The organism is Pseudomonas salicis, from assembly GCF_057128705.1.
In genome coordinates this window covers 112,984-128,992 of record NZ_JBSKHU010000002.1, presented here as the reverse complement: position 1 = coordinate 128,992, position 16,009 = coordinate 112,984, and the positions used below count along the sequence as shown (strand labels likewise).

The 16,009-nt window shown below is 58.7% G+C and carries 13 protein-coding genes and 1 pseudogene; 10 read left to right on the top strand and 4 right to left on the bottom strand.

Annotated features, from left to right (window positions below; translation table 11 throughout):
* Window positions 1-75: 75 nt before the first annotated feature.
* From rpsA to fabF, 10 genes and pseudogenes are all read left to right on the top strand, one after another.
* On the top strand, window positions 76-1,761 hold the full coding sequence (gene rpsA, locus ACWKWE_RS06630; protein WP_081567543.1) for a 30S ribosomal protein S1: 1,686 nt from the start codon (window positions 76-78) through the stop codon (window positions 1,759-1,761).
* Window positions 1,762-2,016: 255 nt separating this feature from the next.
* A complete protein-coding gene (gene ihfB, locus ACWKWE_RS06625; protein WP_166596679.1) occupies window positions 2,017-2,316 on the top strand; it encodes an integration host factor subunit beta in 300 nt (99 codons plus the stop codon).
* Window positions 2,317-2,335: 19 nt separating this feature from the next.
* Window positions 2,336-2,575 (top strand): lipopolysaccharide assembly protein LapA domain-containing protein, encoded by a 240-nt coding sequence (locus ACWKWE_RS06620; protein ID WP_166596680.1) that lies wholly within the window; start codon window positions 2,336-2,338, stop codon window positions 2,573-2,575.
* A 184-nt stretch (window positions 2,576-2,759) separates the two neighbouring features.
* Window positions 2,760-4,201: pseudogene (locus tag ACWKWE_RS06615) on the top strand (MBL fold metallo-hydrolase RNA specificity domain-containing protein).
* A 262-nt stretch (window positions 4,202-4,463) separates the two neighbouring features.
* Window positions 4,464-5,837, top strand: a complete 1,374-nt coding sequence (locus ACWKWE_RS06610) for a phosphohexomutase domain-containing protein (RefSeq protein ID WP_483850056.1) — start codon at window positions 4,464-4,466, stop codon at window positions 5,835-5,837.
* A gap of 114 nt (window positions 5,838-5,951) precedes the next feature.
* Entirely contained in the window at window positions 5,952-6,968 is a 1,017-nt protein-coding gene (locus ACWKWE_RS06605; protein ID WP_166596683.1) for an MraY family glycosyltransferase, read from the top strand.
* Between the two features lie 103 nt (window positions 6,969-7,071).
* On the top strand, window positions 7,072-9,066 hold the full coding sequence (locus ACWKWE_RS06600; protein ID WP_166596684.1) for a polysaccharide biosynthesis protein: 1,995 nt from the start codon (window positions 7,072-7,074) through the stop codon (window positions 9,064-9,066).
* A 187-nt stretch (window positions 9,067-9,253) separates the two neighbouring features.
* Window positions 9,254-9,586 (top strand): ComEA family DNA-binding protein, encoded by a 333-nt coding sequence (locus ACWKWE_RS06595; RefSeq protein ID WP_166596685.1) that lies wholly within the window; start codon window positions 9,254-9,256, stop codon window positions 9,584-9,586.
* A 183-nt stretch (window positions 9,587-9,769) separates the two neighbouring features.
* A complete protein-coding gene (locus tag ACWKWE_RS06590) occupies window positions 9,770-10,576 on the top strand; it encodes an SDR family NAD(P)-dependent oxidoreductase (RefSeq protein WP_483850055.1) in 807 nt (268 codons plus the stop codon).
* A gap of 43 nt (window positions 10,577-10,619) precedes the next feature.
* Window positions 10,620-11,894: a beta-ketoacyl-ACP synthase II gene (fabF, locus tag ACWKWE_RS06585; protein WP_483850054.1), complete on the top strand. Its 1,275-nt coding sequence runs from the start codon at window positions 10,620-10,622 to the stop codon at window positions 11,892-11,894.
* Window positions 11,895-11,955: 61 nt separating this feature from the next.
* On the opposite strand, the gene ACWKWE_RS06580 is transcribed toward fabF, so the two are convergent.
* The 4 genes from ACWKWE_RS06580 to dsbD form a co-directional block, all read right to left on the bottom strand.
* Window positions 11,956-12,522, bottom strand: a complete 567-nt coding sequence (locus tag ACWKWE_RS06580; RefSeq protein WP_166596688.1) for a TetR/AcrR family transcriptional regulator — start codon at window positions 12,520-12,522, stop codon at window positions 11,956-11,958.
* Window positions 12,523-12,664: 142 nt separating this feature from the next.
* A complete protein-coding gene (gene dsbG / locus ACWKWE_RS06575) occupies window positions 12,665-13,432 on the bottom strand; it encodes a thiol:disulfide interchange protein DsbG (protein WP_371928572.1) in 768 nt (255 codons plus the stop codon).
* Window positions 13,429-14,262 carry a TlpA family protein disulfide reductase gene (locus tag ACWKWE_RS06570; RefSeq protein ID WP_483850053.1) on the bottom strand — a complete coding sequence of 278 codons (834 nt, stop codon included), beginning with the start codon at window positions 14,260-14,262 and terminating at the stop codon, window positions 13,429-13,431. The genes dsbG and ACWKWE_RS06570 overlap by 4 nt, the downstream gene beginning before the upstream one ends.
* Window positions 14,262-15,998: a protein-disulfide reductase DsbD gene (dsbD, locus tag ACWKWE_RS06565; protein ID WP_483850052.1), complete on the bottom strand. Its 1,737-nt coding sequence runs from the start codon at window positions 15,996-15,998 to the stop codon at window positions 14,262-14,264. The genes ACWKWE_RS06570 and dsbD overlap by 1 nt, the downstream gene beginning before the upstream one ends.
* Window positions 15,999-16,009: the final 11 nt, after the last annotated feature.

Here is a 16,009-nt window from a genome sequence, read left to right as displayed (position 1 = left end):
TCATATGAACGAAACCCACGTTGTCTGGAGCGTGGCAGATAGGCGGATTCTTCGCCTTTATCAACAGGAATTAAAATGAGCGAAAGCTTTGCAGAACTCTTTGAAGAAAGCCTGAAAACCCTCAATCTTCAGCCGGGTGCGATCATCACCGGTATCGTTGTCGACATCGACGGCGACTGGGTTACCGTACACGCTGGCCTGAAGTCCGAGGGCGTCATCCCGCTCGAGCAGTTCTACAACGATGCTGGCGAACTGACCATCAAGGTCGGTGACGAAGTACACGTTGCGCTGGACGCGGTCGAAGACGGCTTTGGCGAAACCAAACTGTCCCGCGAAAAAGCCAAGCGTGCTGAGTGCTGGATCGTTCTGGAAGCCGCTTTCGCAGCTGAAGAAGTGGTCAAGGGCGTTATCAACGGTAAGGTTAAAGGCGGCTTCACTGTCGACGTTAACGGCATCCGTGCGTTCCTGCCAGGTTCTCTGGTTGACGTCCGTCCAGTGCGCGACACCACGCACCTGGAAGGCAAAGAGCTGGAATTCAAGGTCATCAAGCTGGACCAGAAGCGCAACAACGTTGTCGTTTCCCGTCGCAGCGTCCTGGAAGCCGAGAACAGCGCCGAGCGCGAAGCTCTGCTGGAATCCCTGCAGGAAGGTCAGCAAGTCAAAGGTATCGTCAAGAACCTCACCGATTACGGCGCATTCGTCGATCTGGGTGGCGTCGATGGCCTGCTGCACATCACCGACATGGCCTGGAAGCGTATCAAGCATCCATCGGAAATCGTCAATGTTGGCGATGAGATCGATGTAAAAGTCCTGAAGTACGATCGTGAACGCAATCGTGTTTCCCTGGGCCTGAAGCAACTGGGCGAAGACCCATGGGTTGCTATCAAGGCACGTTACCCAGAAGGTACTCGCGTCACTGCACGCGTTACCAACCTGACCGACTACGGCTGCTTCGCAGAGCTGGAAGAAGGCGTGGAAGGCCTGGTACACGTTTCCGAAATGGACTGGACCAACAAGAACATCCACCCTTCGAAAGTCGTACAAGTCGGCGACGAAGTGGAAGTCATGGTTCTGGACATCGACGAAGAGCGTCGTCGTATCTCCCTGGGCATCAAGCAGTGCAAATCTAACCCATGGGAAGATTTCTCTGGCCAGTTCAACAAGGGCGACAAGATCTCCGGCACCATCAAGTCGATCACCGATTTCGGTATCTTCATTGGTCTGGACGGCGGCATCGACGGTCTGGTTCACCTGTCCGACATCTCCTGGAACGAAGTGGGCGAAGAAGCCGTGCGTCGTTTCAAGAAGGGCGACGAGCTCGACACCGTGATCCTGTCGGTTGATCCTGAGCGTGAGCGCATCTCGCTGGGTATCAAGCAACTGGAAAGCGATCCGTTCTCCGAGTACGTCACTGTCAATGACAAAGGCGCTATCGTTCGCGGTACCGTTAAAGAAGTTGACGCTAAAGGCGCCATCATCACTCTGGCCGACGACATCGAAGCCACTCTGAAAGCTTCCGAAATCAGCCGTGACCGCGTTGAAGACGCGCGTAACGTTCTGAAGGAAGGCGAAGAGATCGAAGCCAAGATCATCAGCGTTGACCGCAAGAGCCGCGTAATCAGCTTGTCCATCAAGTCGAAAGACGTTGAAGACGAGAAAGAAGCGATTCAGAGCCTGCGTAGCAAGCCTGAAACCGCTGAGAACACAGGTCCTACCACTCTGGGTGACCTGCTGCGTGCTCAAATGGAAAAACAGAACTGAGTTCTGTCTGACCGTTGAAAAAGGGCGACTTCGGTCGCCCTTTTTTGTGGGCGATGGTTTATGGGGGAACAGCCCCTCGAAGCGCCAATGGGTGTATTCCGCCAAGCCCCGGATTGACAAGGCCTGGACTGGATAATGGCCCCTTGCCTGGAAACGCTGTTCACATAAGTGGAAACATGGGCTGTTCAAAAACCTTAGGTCGTGCTAAAACCTTCAAAGCGCTTTACCTAGCTGCTTGAAAAAGAAGGGAAAAATATGACGAAGTCGGAGTTGATCGATCGAATTGTCACCCATCAAGGACTGCTCTCATCCAAAGATGTGGAGCTGGCCATCAAGACCATGCTTGAGCAGATGTCGCAGTGCCTCGCCACCGGCGACCGTATTGAGATACGGGGCTTTGGCAGCTTCTCCCTGCATTACCGCGCGCCTCGCGTGGGTCGCAATCCCAAGACCGGGCAGTCCGTCAGCCTCGACGGCAAGTTCGTCCCTCATTTCAAACCGGGCAAAGAGCTGCGCGACCGGGTGAACGAAGACGAGGAACACGAACTCCAATAGCCGTTGGAGGGAATACTCGATGCGAAATCTTAAACGTCTGATATTTTTTGTCGTCGTGCTGCTGATCGTGGCAGCGACGGTTGTGTTCATGCTTGAAAACCAACAGCCAGTGGCGTTGGTGTTTTTTGGCTGGGCGGCCCCTGAACTGTCGGTGGCTGTGCCGGTGATCTTCGCACTCTTGGTGGGGATGCTGATCGGTCCTTTTCTGGCGTGGGCCACACGGCTTCGCCGCAAACCCAAACCGTCACGCTTGGCCTGAATATCGCGGCCTGGGGCCGCCTGACTTTCCAGAAGTGCGGTCTTTCATACGCACTAACATTTCCTGTCAGGAAATGTATTCCCGAATGCTTCCGAAAACTCTCGCAAAACCTTAACGGCTGAAGCCTGTATTCAGCACGGTTAAGCTGCGCCGCTTTTCAGCCAGCGGATCGGGAAGGAAGCTCATGATTTATCCAGACATCATTCATCACGGTGCAGGGGAGGGGGTTACAGGCTCCTGTCACCAATTGCAACTGGATGCCGCCCACGGCCTGTTGATCGACTGCGGTTTGTTTCAAGGTCTTGAAGCGGATCTCCGGGAACGTTTCGGCATGTCGGCGGCGGTCGATTTCTCTGTAGAGACCCTGAAGCTGCTGATCGTGACGCATGTCCACGCTGATCACGTGGGCCGCATACCCCAGTTGTTAGCGGCGGGTTTCAAAGGGCCAATCCTTTGCAGTGAGGCTTCTGCCAAATTGCTGCCGTTAGTGCTTGAGGATGCCTTCAAACTGGAGTGGGGTCGCGATACGCAACAGATCGCCCATTACCTGAAACTGATCGATGAACGCGTCATTGCGCTTCCGTTCGATACCTGGTTCAGCGTTGTCGAAACACCCGCAGTCACTTGTCGTATCCGTTTACAGCGCGCCGGTCATATTCTGGGTTCGGCCTATGTCGAATGCGATGTCAGTTACCCCCTTGAGCAGCGTCGCCGGCGTGTCGTGTTTTCCGGAGACCTGGGTTCATCCCACACGCCGATTCTGCCCGATCCCCAATCTCCCGAGCGCGCCGACGTGCTGGTGCTGGAAGCACCTACGGAGATCGTCAGCATGAAGACCGCGCCACCCGGCAAGTCCGTCTTGAAGCCGTCATTGACAAGGCGTTGGCAGACCATGGCACTGTGCTGATCCCGGCATTCAGTGTGGGGCGGACTCAAGAGTTGCTGTATGAAATTGAAGATATCCTGCACCGCAAGGCGTTATTGGGCCTGAGCGAGGTATCTCCCTCGGTGGACACAGCACTGCCGATCAATTGGCCGCTATTGCCCGTGATCCTCGATTCGCCGCTGGCTCAGCGATTGACTCAGGTGTATCAGTCATTTGATGACATGTGGGATGAGGAAGCCGTCGTGCGGCTCGGCAGCGGCCGTAAGCCCCTCGGCTTCAAACAGATGATCACGATCAACAGCCACGCCCAGCATCTGCAAACCGTGAATTATCTGGCGAGTACAGGGCGGCCGGCGATTGTCATTGCCGGTCACGGGATGTGCGCGGGTGGACGAATCGTTGATTACCTCAAGGTCATGCTGGGTGATCCGCGCCACAACGTAGTGTTCACCGGGTATCAGGCGAAGGGCACCCCCGGTGCGGCCATTCAGGCTTATGGGCCAAAAGGTGGCTACGTCGAGCTCGACAAACAACGTTACGAGATAAAAGCCGGTGTGGAAAACCTCGGTGGCTACTCTGCCCATGCTGACCAAAAAGGTCTGGTGGACTTCGTCATGGGCATGGACGTGTTGCCGTCCGAAATCCGGCTGGTCCACGGCGAGCCGGAGGCGAAAAGAAAGCTTAAGCAGAAACTGGAAGCCCGCAGCGCCCATCGTTCGCATCGTCCCGTGGTGACGTGATGAATGCCTTGCGACGCTCATCACACCGTCACTGAATGGCCTGTATCGTTTTGATGGCGTGGGATGGCTTTATCAAATCATTCGAGACGGTTTTCTCCGTTTCGAAGATAATTACGCCTCAGTGATTAACAAAACTCGATTTTTACTGCCTAACCCTCGCCTCAAGCTGTTGTGCGCGAGGGTAGCGTGCAGTCCGATGGATGGGCTGCTTCATACTGAACAGAGGAACCTTCGGGTTTTTTCGTCGCATAGGTTTTTACACATGAATCCCGACTATCCCGTTATTCAGACCCGTTGCTTCAAAGCCTACGATATCCGTGGCCAGGTCCCCAGTGATCTGGACGCAGACATCGCCTATCGGATTGGGCGCTCCATGGTGGTCGAACTGGGTGCCAAAAATATCGTGGTCGGCAGAGACATGCGTCTCGAAAGCCCGGCGCTGGCCCAAGCTTTGACCCAAGGTATCCTGGACGCTGGCGCGGATGTCATCGACATCGGATTGTGCGGAACCGAAGAAGTCTATTTTGCAACCAGCCACTACGTCGCAGATGGCGGGGTGATGGTCACAGCCAGTCATAACCCCAAGGGTTACAACGGCATGAAACTGGTCAAGGGCGAATCCCGTCCGATCAGTGGCGACACCGGCCTTGATGCCATTCGCCAGCGAGTAGACGCCGGCGACCTCGGCACGGTCGCCGCGCAGTCAGGTAGCGTCAAATCATGGCCCGACAAAGGCGCTTACATCAAGCACCTGCTCAACTATGTCGAAGGCGCCGAATTGCGTCCGTTGAAAATTCTCGCGGACCCTGGCAATGGCGCCGTCGGCCCAGCGCTGCAAGCGATCAAGTCGCAGCTGCCCTTCGAATGGGTGATCATCAACGCCGAGCCCGACGGCAATTTCCCCAACGGCGTGCCCAACCCGCTTCTGCCCGAAAACCGCAGCATCACCCGTGATGCCTTGCTGGAGCACAAGTGTGACCTGGGGCTGGCATGGGATGGCGACTTTGACCGCTGCTTCTTCTTCGATGAGCGCGGCCGTTTCGTCGAAGGCTACTACCTGGTCGGTCTGCTCGCGGAAATGCTACTCAAACAGCACCCTGGCTCGAAGATCATTCATGACCCGCGCCTGACCTGGAACACCATCGATCAGGTCAATCTGGCGGGGGGCACGCCGGTGCTGTGCAAGACCGGTCACGCCTTCATCAAGGAACGCATGCGTAAGGAAGACGCGGTTTACGGCGGCGAGATGAGCGCGCACCACTACTTCCGCGACTTCGCCTACTGCGACAGCGGCATGATCCCTTGGCTCTTGGTCACGGCGCTGATGTCCGTTTCCGGCAAGACGTTCTCTCAACTGGTGGATGAACGCATGGCCGCCTACCCGTGCAGCGGCGAGATCAACTACAAGGTGACGGACGTCAAAGCCATCATCGGCAAAGTGCTGGACCATTACACCCCGATCTGTTCGAACATCGACAAAACGGACGGCATCAGCCTTGAATTCCCTGAATGGCGCTTTAATCTGCGCGGCTCCAACACTGAGCCGCTGCTGCGTCTGAACGTCGAAAGCCGACGCGACCCACAGCTGGTCGAGGCCAAGGTCAAGGAGATCGAGCAACTGCTCAACGGCGGCTGATCCAACACGGTGGTGGCCCTGATGCTCCCGGCATCCAGGGCCGTCGCTGTTTTTTTATTGAAATGACAGTGGTAGCGGTAGTCAGGCAGTCGACCTTTTTATAACGGATCAAAAATGAATCATTGGTGGTTGGCGGTCGCTGTAATCGGCTGTTCTTTCGCGTTTACCTATTGGCTTCGGCGCTATGCATTGCATAAAAGCCTGCTGGATATTCCCAATGGCAGAAGCTCGCATACTGTCCCGACGCCTCGTGGCGGCGGTGTAGCCATTGTCGTGAGCTACCTGGTGGCGCTCGCGGTGCTGTTCGGCGAAGGCGTGCTGAGTTCAGCGGCGTTTGCGGCCATGGCGGGGGCTGGTCTGGGCATCGCAGCGCTTGGTTTTCTGGACGATCACGGGCATGTCGCTGCGCGTTGGCGTCTTCTGGGCCATTTTTTTGCCGCCATCTGGGCATTGTGCTGGCTGGGCGGACTGCCGCCGGTGACCTTTTTCGGTGCAACGTTTGAGTTGAGTTGGATCGGCCATGGGCTGGCGGCGCTCTATCTGGTGTGGTTGTTGAACCTCTATAACTTCATGGACGGTATCGATGGCATTGCCAGTGTCGAAGCGGTCTGCGTGTGCCTGGGGGCCGCGCTGATCTACCTCTTGGGCGACCATGCCGAGATGACGTGGCAACCGTTGCTGCTGGCAGCTGCGGTTTTCGGTTTCCTGATCTGGAACTTTCCCCCTGCGAAAATCTTCATGGGGGATGCCGGAAGCGGGTTTTTGGGCATCATATTGGGCGTTCTGTCACTGCAGGCCGCGTGGATTTCCTCGCAGTTACTCTGGGCATGGCTTATTCTTCTCGGGGTTTTCATCGTAGACGCTACAGTTACCCTCATCCGTCGCCTCGTCCGAGGAGACAAGATCTATGAGGCTCACCGAAGTCATGCTTACCAATTCGCCTCGCGCAGATATGGCAAGCACCTTCCAGTGACGTCCGCAGTCGGTGTAATCAACCTGTTCTGGCTTTTGCCGGTCGCCATTGCGGTCACCCACTTCGGTGTCGATGGGGCGACCGGTCTGATCGTCGCTTATGTCCCGTTGGTGATCCTGGCGATCGGGTTCAGGGCAGGACAACTTGAACGGAGCTGAATGCCCCGTCGGGCGGCAGGGGTGGTGTATTTCTTGCGTAATGCTGGAATCAAGCACCCATGTTTCAGGTCGATAGGAGATTGAACTCGTGATCGAGGGATTCATGGAAAAGTTGCGCGTCATGTTGCTCGCGTTGCCGCGTCGTTATAAACGAATCATTCAGGTCGCGACAGACGTCTGCCTGGTCTGGTTCGCGCTGTGGATGGCCTTCGTGGTCCGCCTCGGCATCGACGACCTGATCAATCCACTGACCATTCACACCTGGCTGTTTGCTAGCGCGCCTGTCATTGCCATTCCCTTGTTCATCCGAATTGGCATGTACCGGGCGGTCATGCGCTATTTCGGCAATGACGCGCTGGTGGCGATCATCAAGGCGGTCAGCCTGTCGGCGCTGATTCTGGGCGTTGTCGTGTATCTTTACAGCAACCATCAGCACGTCGTGCCGCGCTCGGTAATGTTCAACTACTGGTGGTTGAGCTTGGTGATGATCGGTGGCCTGCGCCTCGCAATGCGTCAGTATTTTTTGGGCGACTGGTTCTCCGCCGTGCAGCATGTGCCTTTCGCTACGCGGGACGACGGATTGCCGAAAGTCGCAATCTACGGCGCAGGCGCGGCAGGTAACCAGTTGGTGGCGGCGCTTCGGATGGGCCGTTCGATGCGCCCAGTGGCGTTTATCGACGATGACGATTCCATCTCCAATCGGGTGATTTCCGGGCTGCAGGTGTACAAGCCCAAGCACATCCAGCAAATGATCGACGTGACCGGGGCACAGGAGATACTGCTGGCGATCCCGTCCTCGGCCAGAGCCCGTCGTCGGGAAATCCTCGGATTTCTGGAAGGGTTCCCGCTTCACGTGCGCAGTGTGCCGAATTTTTCCGATCTGGCTGCTGGCCGGGTGAAAGTCGATGACCTTCAGGAAGTCGACATCGCTGACCTGTTGGGACGCGATGCCGTTCCCGCCCAGGAAGACCTGCTGGAGCACTGCATCAAGAATCAATGCGTGCTGGTGACCGGGGCGGGTGGCTCGATCGGTTCGGAGCTGTGCCGTCAGATCGTGCTGCACAAACCCACCACGCTGTTGCTGCTGGACCACAGCGAGTTCAACCTCTATACGATCCTCTCGGAACTGGAGCGACGCATTGCGCGTGAGTCCCTGAAGGTCAAAGTACTGCCGATCCTTGGCTCCGTGCGTAACCATGCCAAGTTGCTGGACGTGATGAAGACCTGGCGGGTGGACACCGTTTACCACGCTGCGGCCTATAAACACGTGCCAATGGTCGAGCACAATATTGCTGAAGGCGTGATCAACAACGTGGTAGGGACATTGAACGCGGCGCAGGCGGCGTTGCAGGCGGGGGTCTCCAACTTTGTGCTGATTTCCACCGACAAGGCCGTACGACCCACCAACATCATGGGCAGCACCAAGCGGCTGGCCGAGCTGATCTTGCAGGCATTGAGTCGCGAAACAGCGCCAGTGATGTTCGGCGACCGGGCGAACGTGCACCAAGTGAACAAGACCCGATTCATCATGGTGCGATTCGGCAACGTGCTGGGCTCGTCCGGCTCGGTGATTCCGCTGTTCCACTCGCAGATCAAATCCGGCGGTCCCCTGACCGTTACGCACCCGAAGATCACCCGGTACTTCATGACCATCCCAGAAGCCGCGCAGTTGGTGATTCAGGCGGGTTCGATGGGGCAGGGCGGCGACGTGTTTGTGCTCGACATGGGCGAGCCGGTGAAAATCATCGAACTGGCCGAGAAGATGGTTCATCTGTCAGGGCTCAGCATCCGTTCAGACAAGAACCCTCATGGCGACATCTCCATTGAGTTCACCGGGCTGCGTCCGGGTGAGAAGCTCTACGAGGAGCTGTTGATCGGCGACAACGTGGCGGTGACCAGTCACCCGATGATCATGAGCGCTCAAGAGGATCACCTGTCGTGGGATGCGTTCAAGCAGAGCCTGACGCTGCTCCTCAAGGCGCTGGATGACGATGATTACGACAAGGTGCGCCAGATCCTCGGCGATACGGTCAGCGGCTACGCACCGGAAGGTGAGATCGTCGACTGGATTCACCAACAACGCCGTCACGAGCCGTGAGTCCGACACTTCCGCTTACGCTGTGATTTTTTCTGCTTAATCGCTGTAGCGCCCGTATTCCTTAGGCTTGCGGGCGGTACACATTCCGTCACTCATCCCCGCATTGACCCTTCATGACCATCGTCTAGGTTTGGAAAGCAGCTCAGGAATGCTGTTTCCCCACCCACGATGTCATGGAGCGTTACTCATGCGTATGTCCTATCTGTCGTCCCTCCTGTTCGGCCTGCTGGCCAGCACTTCCGTTGCCATCAACGCGGCACCCGCCACTTCGGCAACTCCCAACGCCCCCGCGCCTGTGGTTGCTGCACCTTCGGAGCAGAGCGAGCGTATCAACCTCAACACCGCCTCTGCGGAAGCCCTGCAAAAAACGCTGTCAGGAATCGGTGCAGCCAAGGCGGAGGCGATCGTCGCCTATCGTGACGAAAACGGCGCGTTTACGTCGGTCGATGAGTTGATCGAAGTCAAAGGTATAGGCAAGGCATTGCTGGACAAAAATCGGGATAAACTCGCCATCGACTGACCACTGCATAACATGGAAAAGACCGATCATTGATCGGTCTTTTTTTTTGGCCGTAGCCCGGGGCTTGTCGCTGTAACGGAGCAGCGAGGGGTTGACATTGAAAATGTCGTTCAACATATAATTTTCTAAATTATGGGCGTAATATGCGCTCGTTGCTATTCTCACTGTCCACGGAGAAACCTCATGAGCACGACCCACACCCAAGGTACAGCCCTGATCACCGGCGCTTCTTCAGGCATCGGTGCGACGTACGCAAACCGGTTGGCCAATCGGGGATACGACCTGTTGTTGGTCGCCCGGGATCAGACACGGCTTGAGGCGCTGGCCGCCGATCTGCGCAAGACCACGTCCGTCAACGTTGAAGTGCTCAAGGCCGATCTCACCAACGCGTCAGACATTTCCACGGTCGAGCAACGCTTGCGCAACGACGCTTCGATCACGCTTCTGTTGAACAACGCCGGTGTGGCCTCCAACAGTCCGTTGGCAGAGGCCGACCTGAACGAAGTCAATCGCCTCATTCAGCTCAATATCGTGGCCCTGACTCACCTGGCGTCGGCCGCAGCGGCTGGCTTCCTGGCGCGTGGGCGTGGCGCTATCGTCAATATCGCCTCGGTGGTGCCGATGATCCCCGAGCGCTTCAACGCCGTGTACACCGCCAGCAAGGCCTATGTGCTGAGCCTGACCCAGTCGTTGAACGCTGAGATTGGCGACAAGGGCGTGCAGGTCCAGGCCGTCATGCCTGGGGCGACGCGCACCGAAATCTGGGAGCGCGCAGGCATGGACCTGAACGCATTTCCCCCTGAGATGGTGATGGACGTGAACGAGATGGTTGACGCGGCCTTGGCCGGGTTCGACCAGAAAGAGCTGGTGACCATTCCATCGCTGGCCAACGCTGCCGATTGGGATGCTTTCGTCAACGCGCGCTTGGCACTGGGTCCGAATCTTTCGTTGCAGCACGCGGCAGCGCGCTACAAAACGCCAGGCGCTTGAATGGGCGTCGGGTCTACGTACTGAAAGCTGAAAAGGTGAACGCATGAGCGAACGTCGCATTGTAGTGACGGGGATGGGACTGGTGACGCCATTGGGCACCGGGGTCGAGGCTGTATGGCGCCGATTGCTTGAAGGGCGTTCCGGCATCGTCCGGTTGCCTGACGAAACCGTGGCGGATTTACCTGGCAAAGTGGGCGGCGTCGTGCCACTGCTGGCTGACGACCCCGAGGCGGGGTTCGATGCCGACAAGGCAGCGCCCCCCAAAGAACAGAAGAAAATGGACCGCTTCATTCTGTTCGCCCTCGCGGCGGCTCAAGAAGCGGTCGCACAGGCGGGTTGGACCCCTTCGACAGAAGAGGAGCGTGAGCGCACGGCGACGATCATCGGCTCCGGCATCGGCGGCTTCGTGTCCATTTCGGATGCCGTACGCACCACTGATAGCCGTGGCCCGCGCCGACTGTCGCCGTTCACCATCCCGTCGTTTCTGGTCAATCTGGCCGCGGGGCACGTGTCGATTCAGCACGGCTTCAAAGGTCCGTTGGGCGCACCGGTGACGGCGTGTGCCGCTGGGGTGCAAGCCATTGGCGACGCGGCGCGGATGATTCTGGCCGGTGAGGCCGACGTCGCCATCTGTGGCGGCGCTGAAGCCTGTATTGATCGCGTGGCGCTGGGCGGCTTTGCGGCGGCGCGGGCGTTGTCGAGCGACTTCAACGACACGCCAGAGCGTGCGTCCCGCCCCTTTGATCGTGATCGCGACGGGTTTGTCATGGGCGAGGGCGCAGGCATCGTCGTGATCGAAACCCTGGAACACGCGCTGGCCCGGGGTGCGAAACCCATCGTCGAACTGGTGGGTTATGGCACCAGCGCCGATGCCTATCACCTGACGGCAGGTCCGGAAGATGGCAGCGGGGCGCGTCGTGCGATGCAGGCGGCGATTCGTCAGGCGGGCATCAAACCGTCAGACATTCAGCACCTCAACGCGCACGCCACCTCCACGCCGGTGGGCGACAAAGGAGAAATGGCGGCGATCAAAACGCTGTTCGGCGACCAGAATGGCATCGCGGTCACTTCAACCAAATCCGCTACCGGGCACTTGTTGGGTGCAGCGGGCGGGATCGAAGCGATCTTCACTGCGTTGGCCATTCGCGACCAGATCGCCCCGATGACGCTCAATCTGGACAATCCGGACGAAGCCGCCACAGGGATCGACATCGTGCACGGCGAGGCACGGCCGATGGCGATCGAGTACGCATTGTCGAACGGGTTCGGCTTTGGCGGGGTGAACGCGAGCGCGCTGTTCCGACGCTGGCATCCTTGAGGCAACGAAAAAGCCCCTGACGGTCATGTCAGGGGCTTTTTCATATCAGGCTTCGGCGATTTCAAGCTTCGGCGATTTGCTGCTTCAGCTGCTCGCGGGTGGTTTGCAGGATGCGTTCGGCCAGTTGCGGGTCTTTTGCACTGCGAGCGAGCACCATCGCCCCAACAAGGCCCGCCATGATCATCACGCTTTTGTCGCGGCTCTCCCGTTGGCTCGGCATGCCGGTTTCGAGGGTGGACAGCATGCGGTGGATCAGTTCGTCGGTGATCTCGCTCGGCTGGCCGCGCTGGCCCAGTTCCGACGACATGGTGGTCAACGGGCAGCCTTCTTCCGGTTGAGTCCGGTGCTCGGGAGCCAGGTACATGTCGATGAACGCTGCGGCGGATTCGTCTCCCGCCAGCTTTGCGGCCCGTGATTCATTCAATTGGTCAACGGCACACCGCAGTGCTTTCTCGACCAGATCGTCCTTGGATTTGAAATGGGCATAAAAGCCACCATGAGTCAGGCCCAGTGCCTTCATCAATGGCTGCAAACCGGTGGCGCCGATGCCGTCACGACGAAAGCGTGAAGCCGCTTCGTGAAGGATGCGCTGATGGGTCTGGGCTTTATGATCTTCGGCGTAACGCATTGAACGAGCCTCCCGCTTTGGCTCTTGAAATGGTGATCGACATTTTTACACGTATGGAGCGCCGATGCAGTATCCACTTTTCGAGCCAGGTTGCCATTGGTCAGAAGGTCACACTCAGAAGGTCAGCGTCAGAACGTTGGTTTCACTTCGGCCCCATCATCTTCGCCAGCACTTCGGGCCGTGGCGCGCCTTGCTGTTGTTGCAGATGGCCGGCGGCGTCCTTGTAGAAAATCGACGGGGTTGCTGACAGGCCCAGGTCGGTCATCAGCTTCATGTTGGCGTCGAGCTTGGCCTGAATGTCCTTGGGAATCGTGGACATTGCTTTGAGGGTGCTGCTCTGGCCAGCCTGCTCGTGTTTTTGCAGTGCGGTTTCGGGGTTGGCGTCGGCAAGGAGGGTGGCGGCCTTGGCAGCGCTGTCTTCGCGGATCACGCCGACCATGATGTGGCGCAACTGGACCTTGCCGGATTTGACCCATGGCCGCGCCTGTTCCCAGAACATGTTGCAGTAAGGACAGTTGGCGTCGCTGAACAGATAGATGACCTTGGGCGCGGTTTTGGCGCCATCGGCGATCCAGGTGCTGTTCTCCATCTGGCTCCACATTTCTTTGGTCATGGGCTCATAGACCAGTTTTTGCAGCGGCGCTTCGCTCAGGTCTTCGCCTTTCTCATCGAACAGGTTCCCGGCCAGTACGTGTTTACCATCGGACGTCAGGTAGAACGCCATGGCCTGTTGTTGGTATTGCGCGGCATAGCCTTTCAGCCCGCCCGGCGCATCGAACGTGCCTTTGATGGTGGCGCCCTTGGCTTCCAGCGCCTTGATCGGTGCGGGCAATTCTTCGGCCTGTGCCCAAGCGCCTTGCAGCGCGATCAAGCCCGAGGCGGCCAAAACGGAAAGTCGCATGAAACTCATTGAATGCTCCTTGAAAGAGAGGGCGTTGGTTCGCTGATGACGTCCAGAGAATGCCGGAGGCTGGCGCTGGACAGTTCGCCCATGTGCGTCCCCGAGAGGCGTCCGTCAGGGCCATAGAAAAGGGTGGTCGGCAGGGCGGCTGATCCCACGTGCTCCGCCAATTGGCCATTGGCATCGAACAACACGTTGTCCAGATGCAGACCTTGGCTCGCGAAAAAAGTCGCGACGTCGCGGGGCGTTTCCCCCTGATTGATGAATAGAAAAGTCACGTCGGCGCTGGCTTGTTGCGCGGCCTGCAAGACGGGCATTTCGCGACGACAGGGCGGACACCAGGTTGCCCAGAGGTTGACCACCAGCGGCTTGCCCTGAAAATCCCGGACGTGCACCGGTTGGCCCGCAGCGTTGAGCACTGTCATGTCAGGCAGCCGGGCATCCGCGTGCAACACGCTCATCGCCCATCCTGCCAGCCACCAGAACAGCAGGCCGCTCGCCACGCCTGCCCCCAACGGCTTTCGCACCGCGGGCCGGTTCCAGCCCCGGATCACGCTGCCGATCAGAACCGTCACGAGCCCGGGCCAGACCAGAAACCCGCCGTCACGGATGTCGATGATATTGAAGGGGTGGCGCCGGTACTGGCACCAGTAGGCAATCACGAAGCCGAGCCGCGCGACCAGCACGCCGACCACGAACAGGCCAAAGATCGCGCGCTCGGGGTTCACCTTCCGCCGACGTCCGACGAGCCAGCCCACCAGCGTGGCCAGCGCCAACGCGCCGAGCAATAGCAGGTGATCAACCGCCAGTACGAAAGGACCGAGGGCGACGCTCAGCATCAGCCGTGCTCCCGCGTGGCTTGCCATTGCCGGGTGAAGGCTTTGTCATCGACTTCGCCGGTGATGCGTCGCTCGCGGCGTTCAATCCCATCGGGACCGAGCCAGAGCAGCGTCGGCGGACCAGGCACCTGGTAGCGCTGGAGCAATTCACGGCTGGCGTCGTTGTCGGCCGTCACGTCCAGCCGCAGCAGGCGCACGCCGCTCAACGCTTGAATCACCTCGTCTTTGCCGAACACGGTTTTTTCCATGATCTTGCAGGAGACGCACCAGTCGGCGTAGTAATCCACCAGCACCCATTGACCGCTGGCCTTGGCATCCGCCAACTCGCGGTCGAGCGCGGCGGGGTCTTTGAGGGTGGTGAAGGCGTCGTGACGTTCGGCGCTGCTGCCGGACCGAGACCCGCTGTAAACCTTCAAGGGCTGCCACGGATCGTCGCCGCCACCGGCTGCGCCGACCAACATCATCGCGCCCCATAACCCTACTACCAGACCGACAGGTGCAGCGATCAGCGCGGCGCGTTTCAACGTCCGGGTCTGCACAACGGCGCTGTACGCAACGACCAGGAGCAGGCCGCCAAACAGCGCCAGCCAAAGGCTTTCCGACAGCAGCGGACGGATCATGATCAGCGCCGTGCCGAGCAGCAAAAAGCCAAACACGCCTTTCACCAGATCCATCCATGCCCCCGGTTTCGGCAGGAAGCGATTGCCCAAGGTGACGATCAGCAGCAGCGGCAGACCAATACCCAAACCCATCACGAACAGTACTAGCGCGCCGTGCAGGGCATTGCCGCTCTGCGCGATGTAAAGCAAGGCGCCGGCGAGTGGGGCCGTCATGCACGGACCGACCATCAAGCCTGACAACGCGCCCAAAACCCCCGCGCCAACCAGACTGCCGCCCTGACGCTGGCGCCCGGCGTTTTCCAGCCGGTCGCGCAAAAAAGCGGGCAGTTGCAGTTCGAAGAAACCGAACATGGGCAGTGACAAGAGAACGAACAGCCCGGCGAAACTGCCCAGCAACCACGGTTGTTGCAGGGTCGATTGCAGATTGCCGCCGAGCAGCGCCGCGACCACGCCCAGCCCGGCGTAGATCAGCGCCATGCTCAGCACGTACACCCCGGCCAATGCGAAGCCCCGGCGAGGTCGGGCACCGCTGCCTACCACCACGCCCGCCAGGATTGGCAGCATCGGCAAAGAACAGGGGGTAAACGCCAGCAACAGGCCCAGCCCAAAGAAGATCAACAGGCTCCAGCCCAGCGAGCGTTCCTGGAGGGTGCTGGCCAGCGCCTGATCCTGCGCCTGGCCGTCGACCACATTGGCGTTGCCGCCGCCCAGGTCGACCGTCTGGCTTTGCGGCGGATAGCACAGCCCTGCATCCGCACAGCCTTGCCAGCCGACTTTCACTTGGCCGGTGGCAGACGCGGGAATGACCAGTTCCAGGCCTTGTCGATAGACCTGTTGCTGGCCGAAATACTCGTCGTTGTGGTCTTCGCCCGTCGGGAGCGTCGGTTGCTGTTCAGGTTTCAGGCCGTCGAATTTGAGGCGTTTCTGGTACAGGTAATAACCGTCGGCGATCTGCCAATACAGCCGGGTTTCGCCGGATTGCAGGCGTTCTGAGCTGAACATGAACGCCTGTCCGACCGGCAGAAAATCAGGCTTCTTGTTGAAAAGATCCCCGCCCGGTAGCGCTTGAGCCAACAATGGAATTAACAGAAGCACCAGAACCCACAACCTGCGCATGCCCAACCTCG

Excerpts from the sequence above, each read along its gene's own strand:
- dsbG (WP_371928572.1), bottom strand. The coding sequence starts at position 13,432 with ATGAGTTTCATGCGACTTTCCGTTTTGGCCGCCTCGGGCTTGATCGCG.
- ACWKWE_RS06600 (WP_166596684.1), top strand. The coding sequence starts at position 7,072 with ATGGAAAAGTTGCGCGTCATGTTGCTCGCGTTGCCGCGTCGTTATAAA.
- dsbD (WP_483850052.1), bottom strand. The coding sequence starts at position 15,998 with ATGCGCAGGTTGTGGGTTCTGGTGCTTCTGTTAATTCCATTGTTGGCT.
- ACWKWE_RS06605 (WP_166596683.1), top strand. The coding sequence starts at position 5,952 with ATGAATCATTGGTGGTTGGCGGTCGCTGTAATCGGCTGTTCTTTCGCG.
- ACWKWE_RS06595 (WP_166596685.1), top strand. The coding sequence starts at position 9,254 with ATGCGTATGTCCTATCTGTCGTCCCTCCTGTTCGGCCTGCTGGCCAGC.
- rpsA (WP_081567543.1), top strand. The coding sequence starts at position 76 with ATGAGCGAAAGCTTTGCAGAACTCTTTGAAGAAAGCCTGAAAACCCTC.
- ihfB (WP_166596679.1), top strand. The coding sequence starts at position 2,017 with ATGACGAAGTCGGAGTTGATCGATCGAATTGTCACCCATCAAGGACTG.
- fabF (WP_483850054.1), top strand. The coding sequence starts at position 10,620 with ATGAGCGAACGTCGCATTGTAGTGACGGGGATGGGACTGGTGACGCCA.
- ACWKWE_RS06590 (WP_483850055.1), top strand. The coding sequence starts at position 9,770 with ATGAGCACGACCCACACCCAAGGTACAGCCCTGATCACCGGCGCTTCT.
- ACWKWE_RS06570 (WP_483850053.1), bottom strand. The coding sequence starts at position 14,262 with ATGCTGAGCGTCGCCCTCGGTCCTTTCGTACTGGCGGTTGATCACCTG.
- ACWKWE_RS06580 (WP_166596688.1), bottom strand. The coding sequence starts at position 12,522 with ATGCGTTACGCCGAAGATCATAAAGCCCAGACCCATCAGCGCATCCTT.
- ACWKWE_RS06620 (WP_166596680.1), top strand. The coding sequence starts at position 2,336 with ATGCGAAATCTTAAACGTCTGATATTTTTTGTCGTCGTGCTGCTGATC.
- ACWKWE_RS06610 (WP_483850056.1), top strand. The coding sequence starts at position 4,464 with ATGAATCCCGACTATCCCGTTATTCAGACCCGTTGCTTCAAAGCCTAC.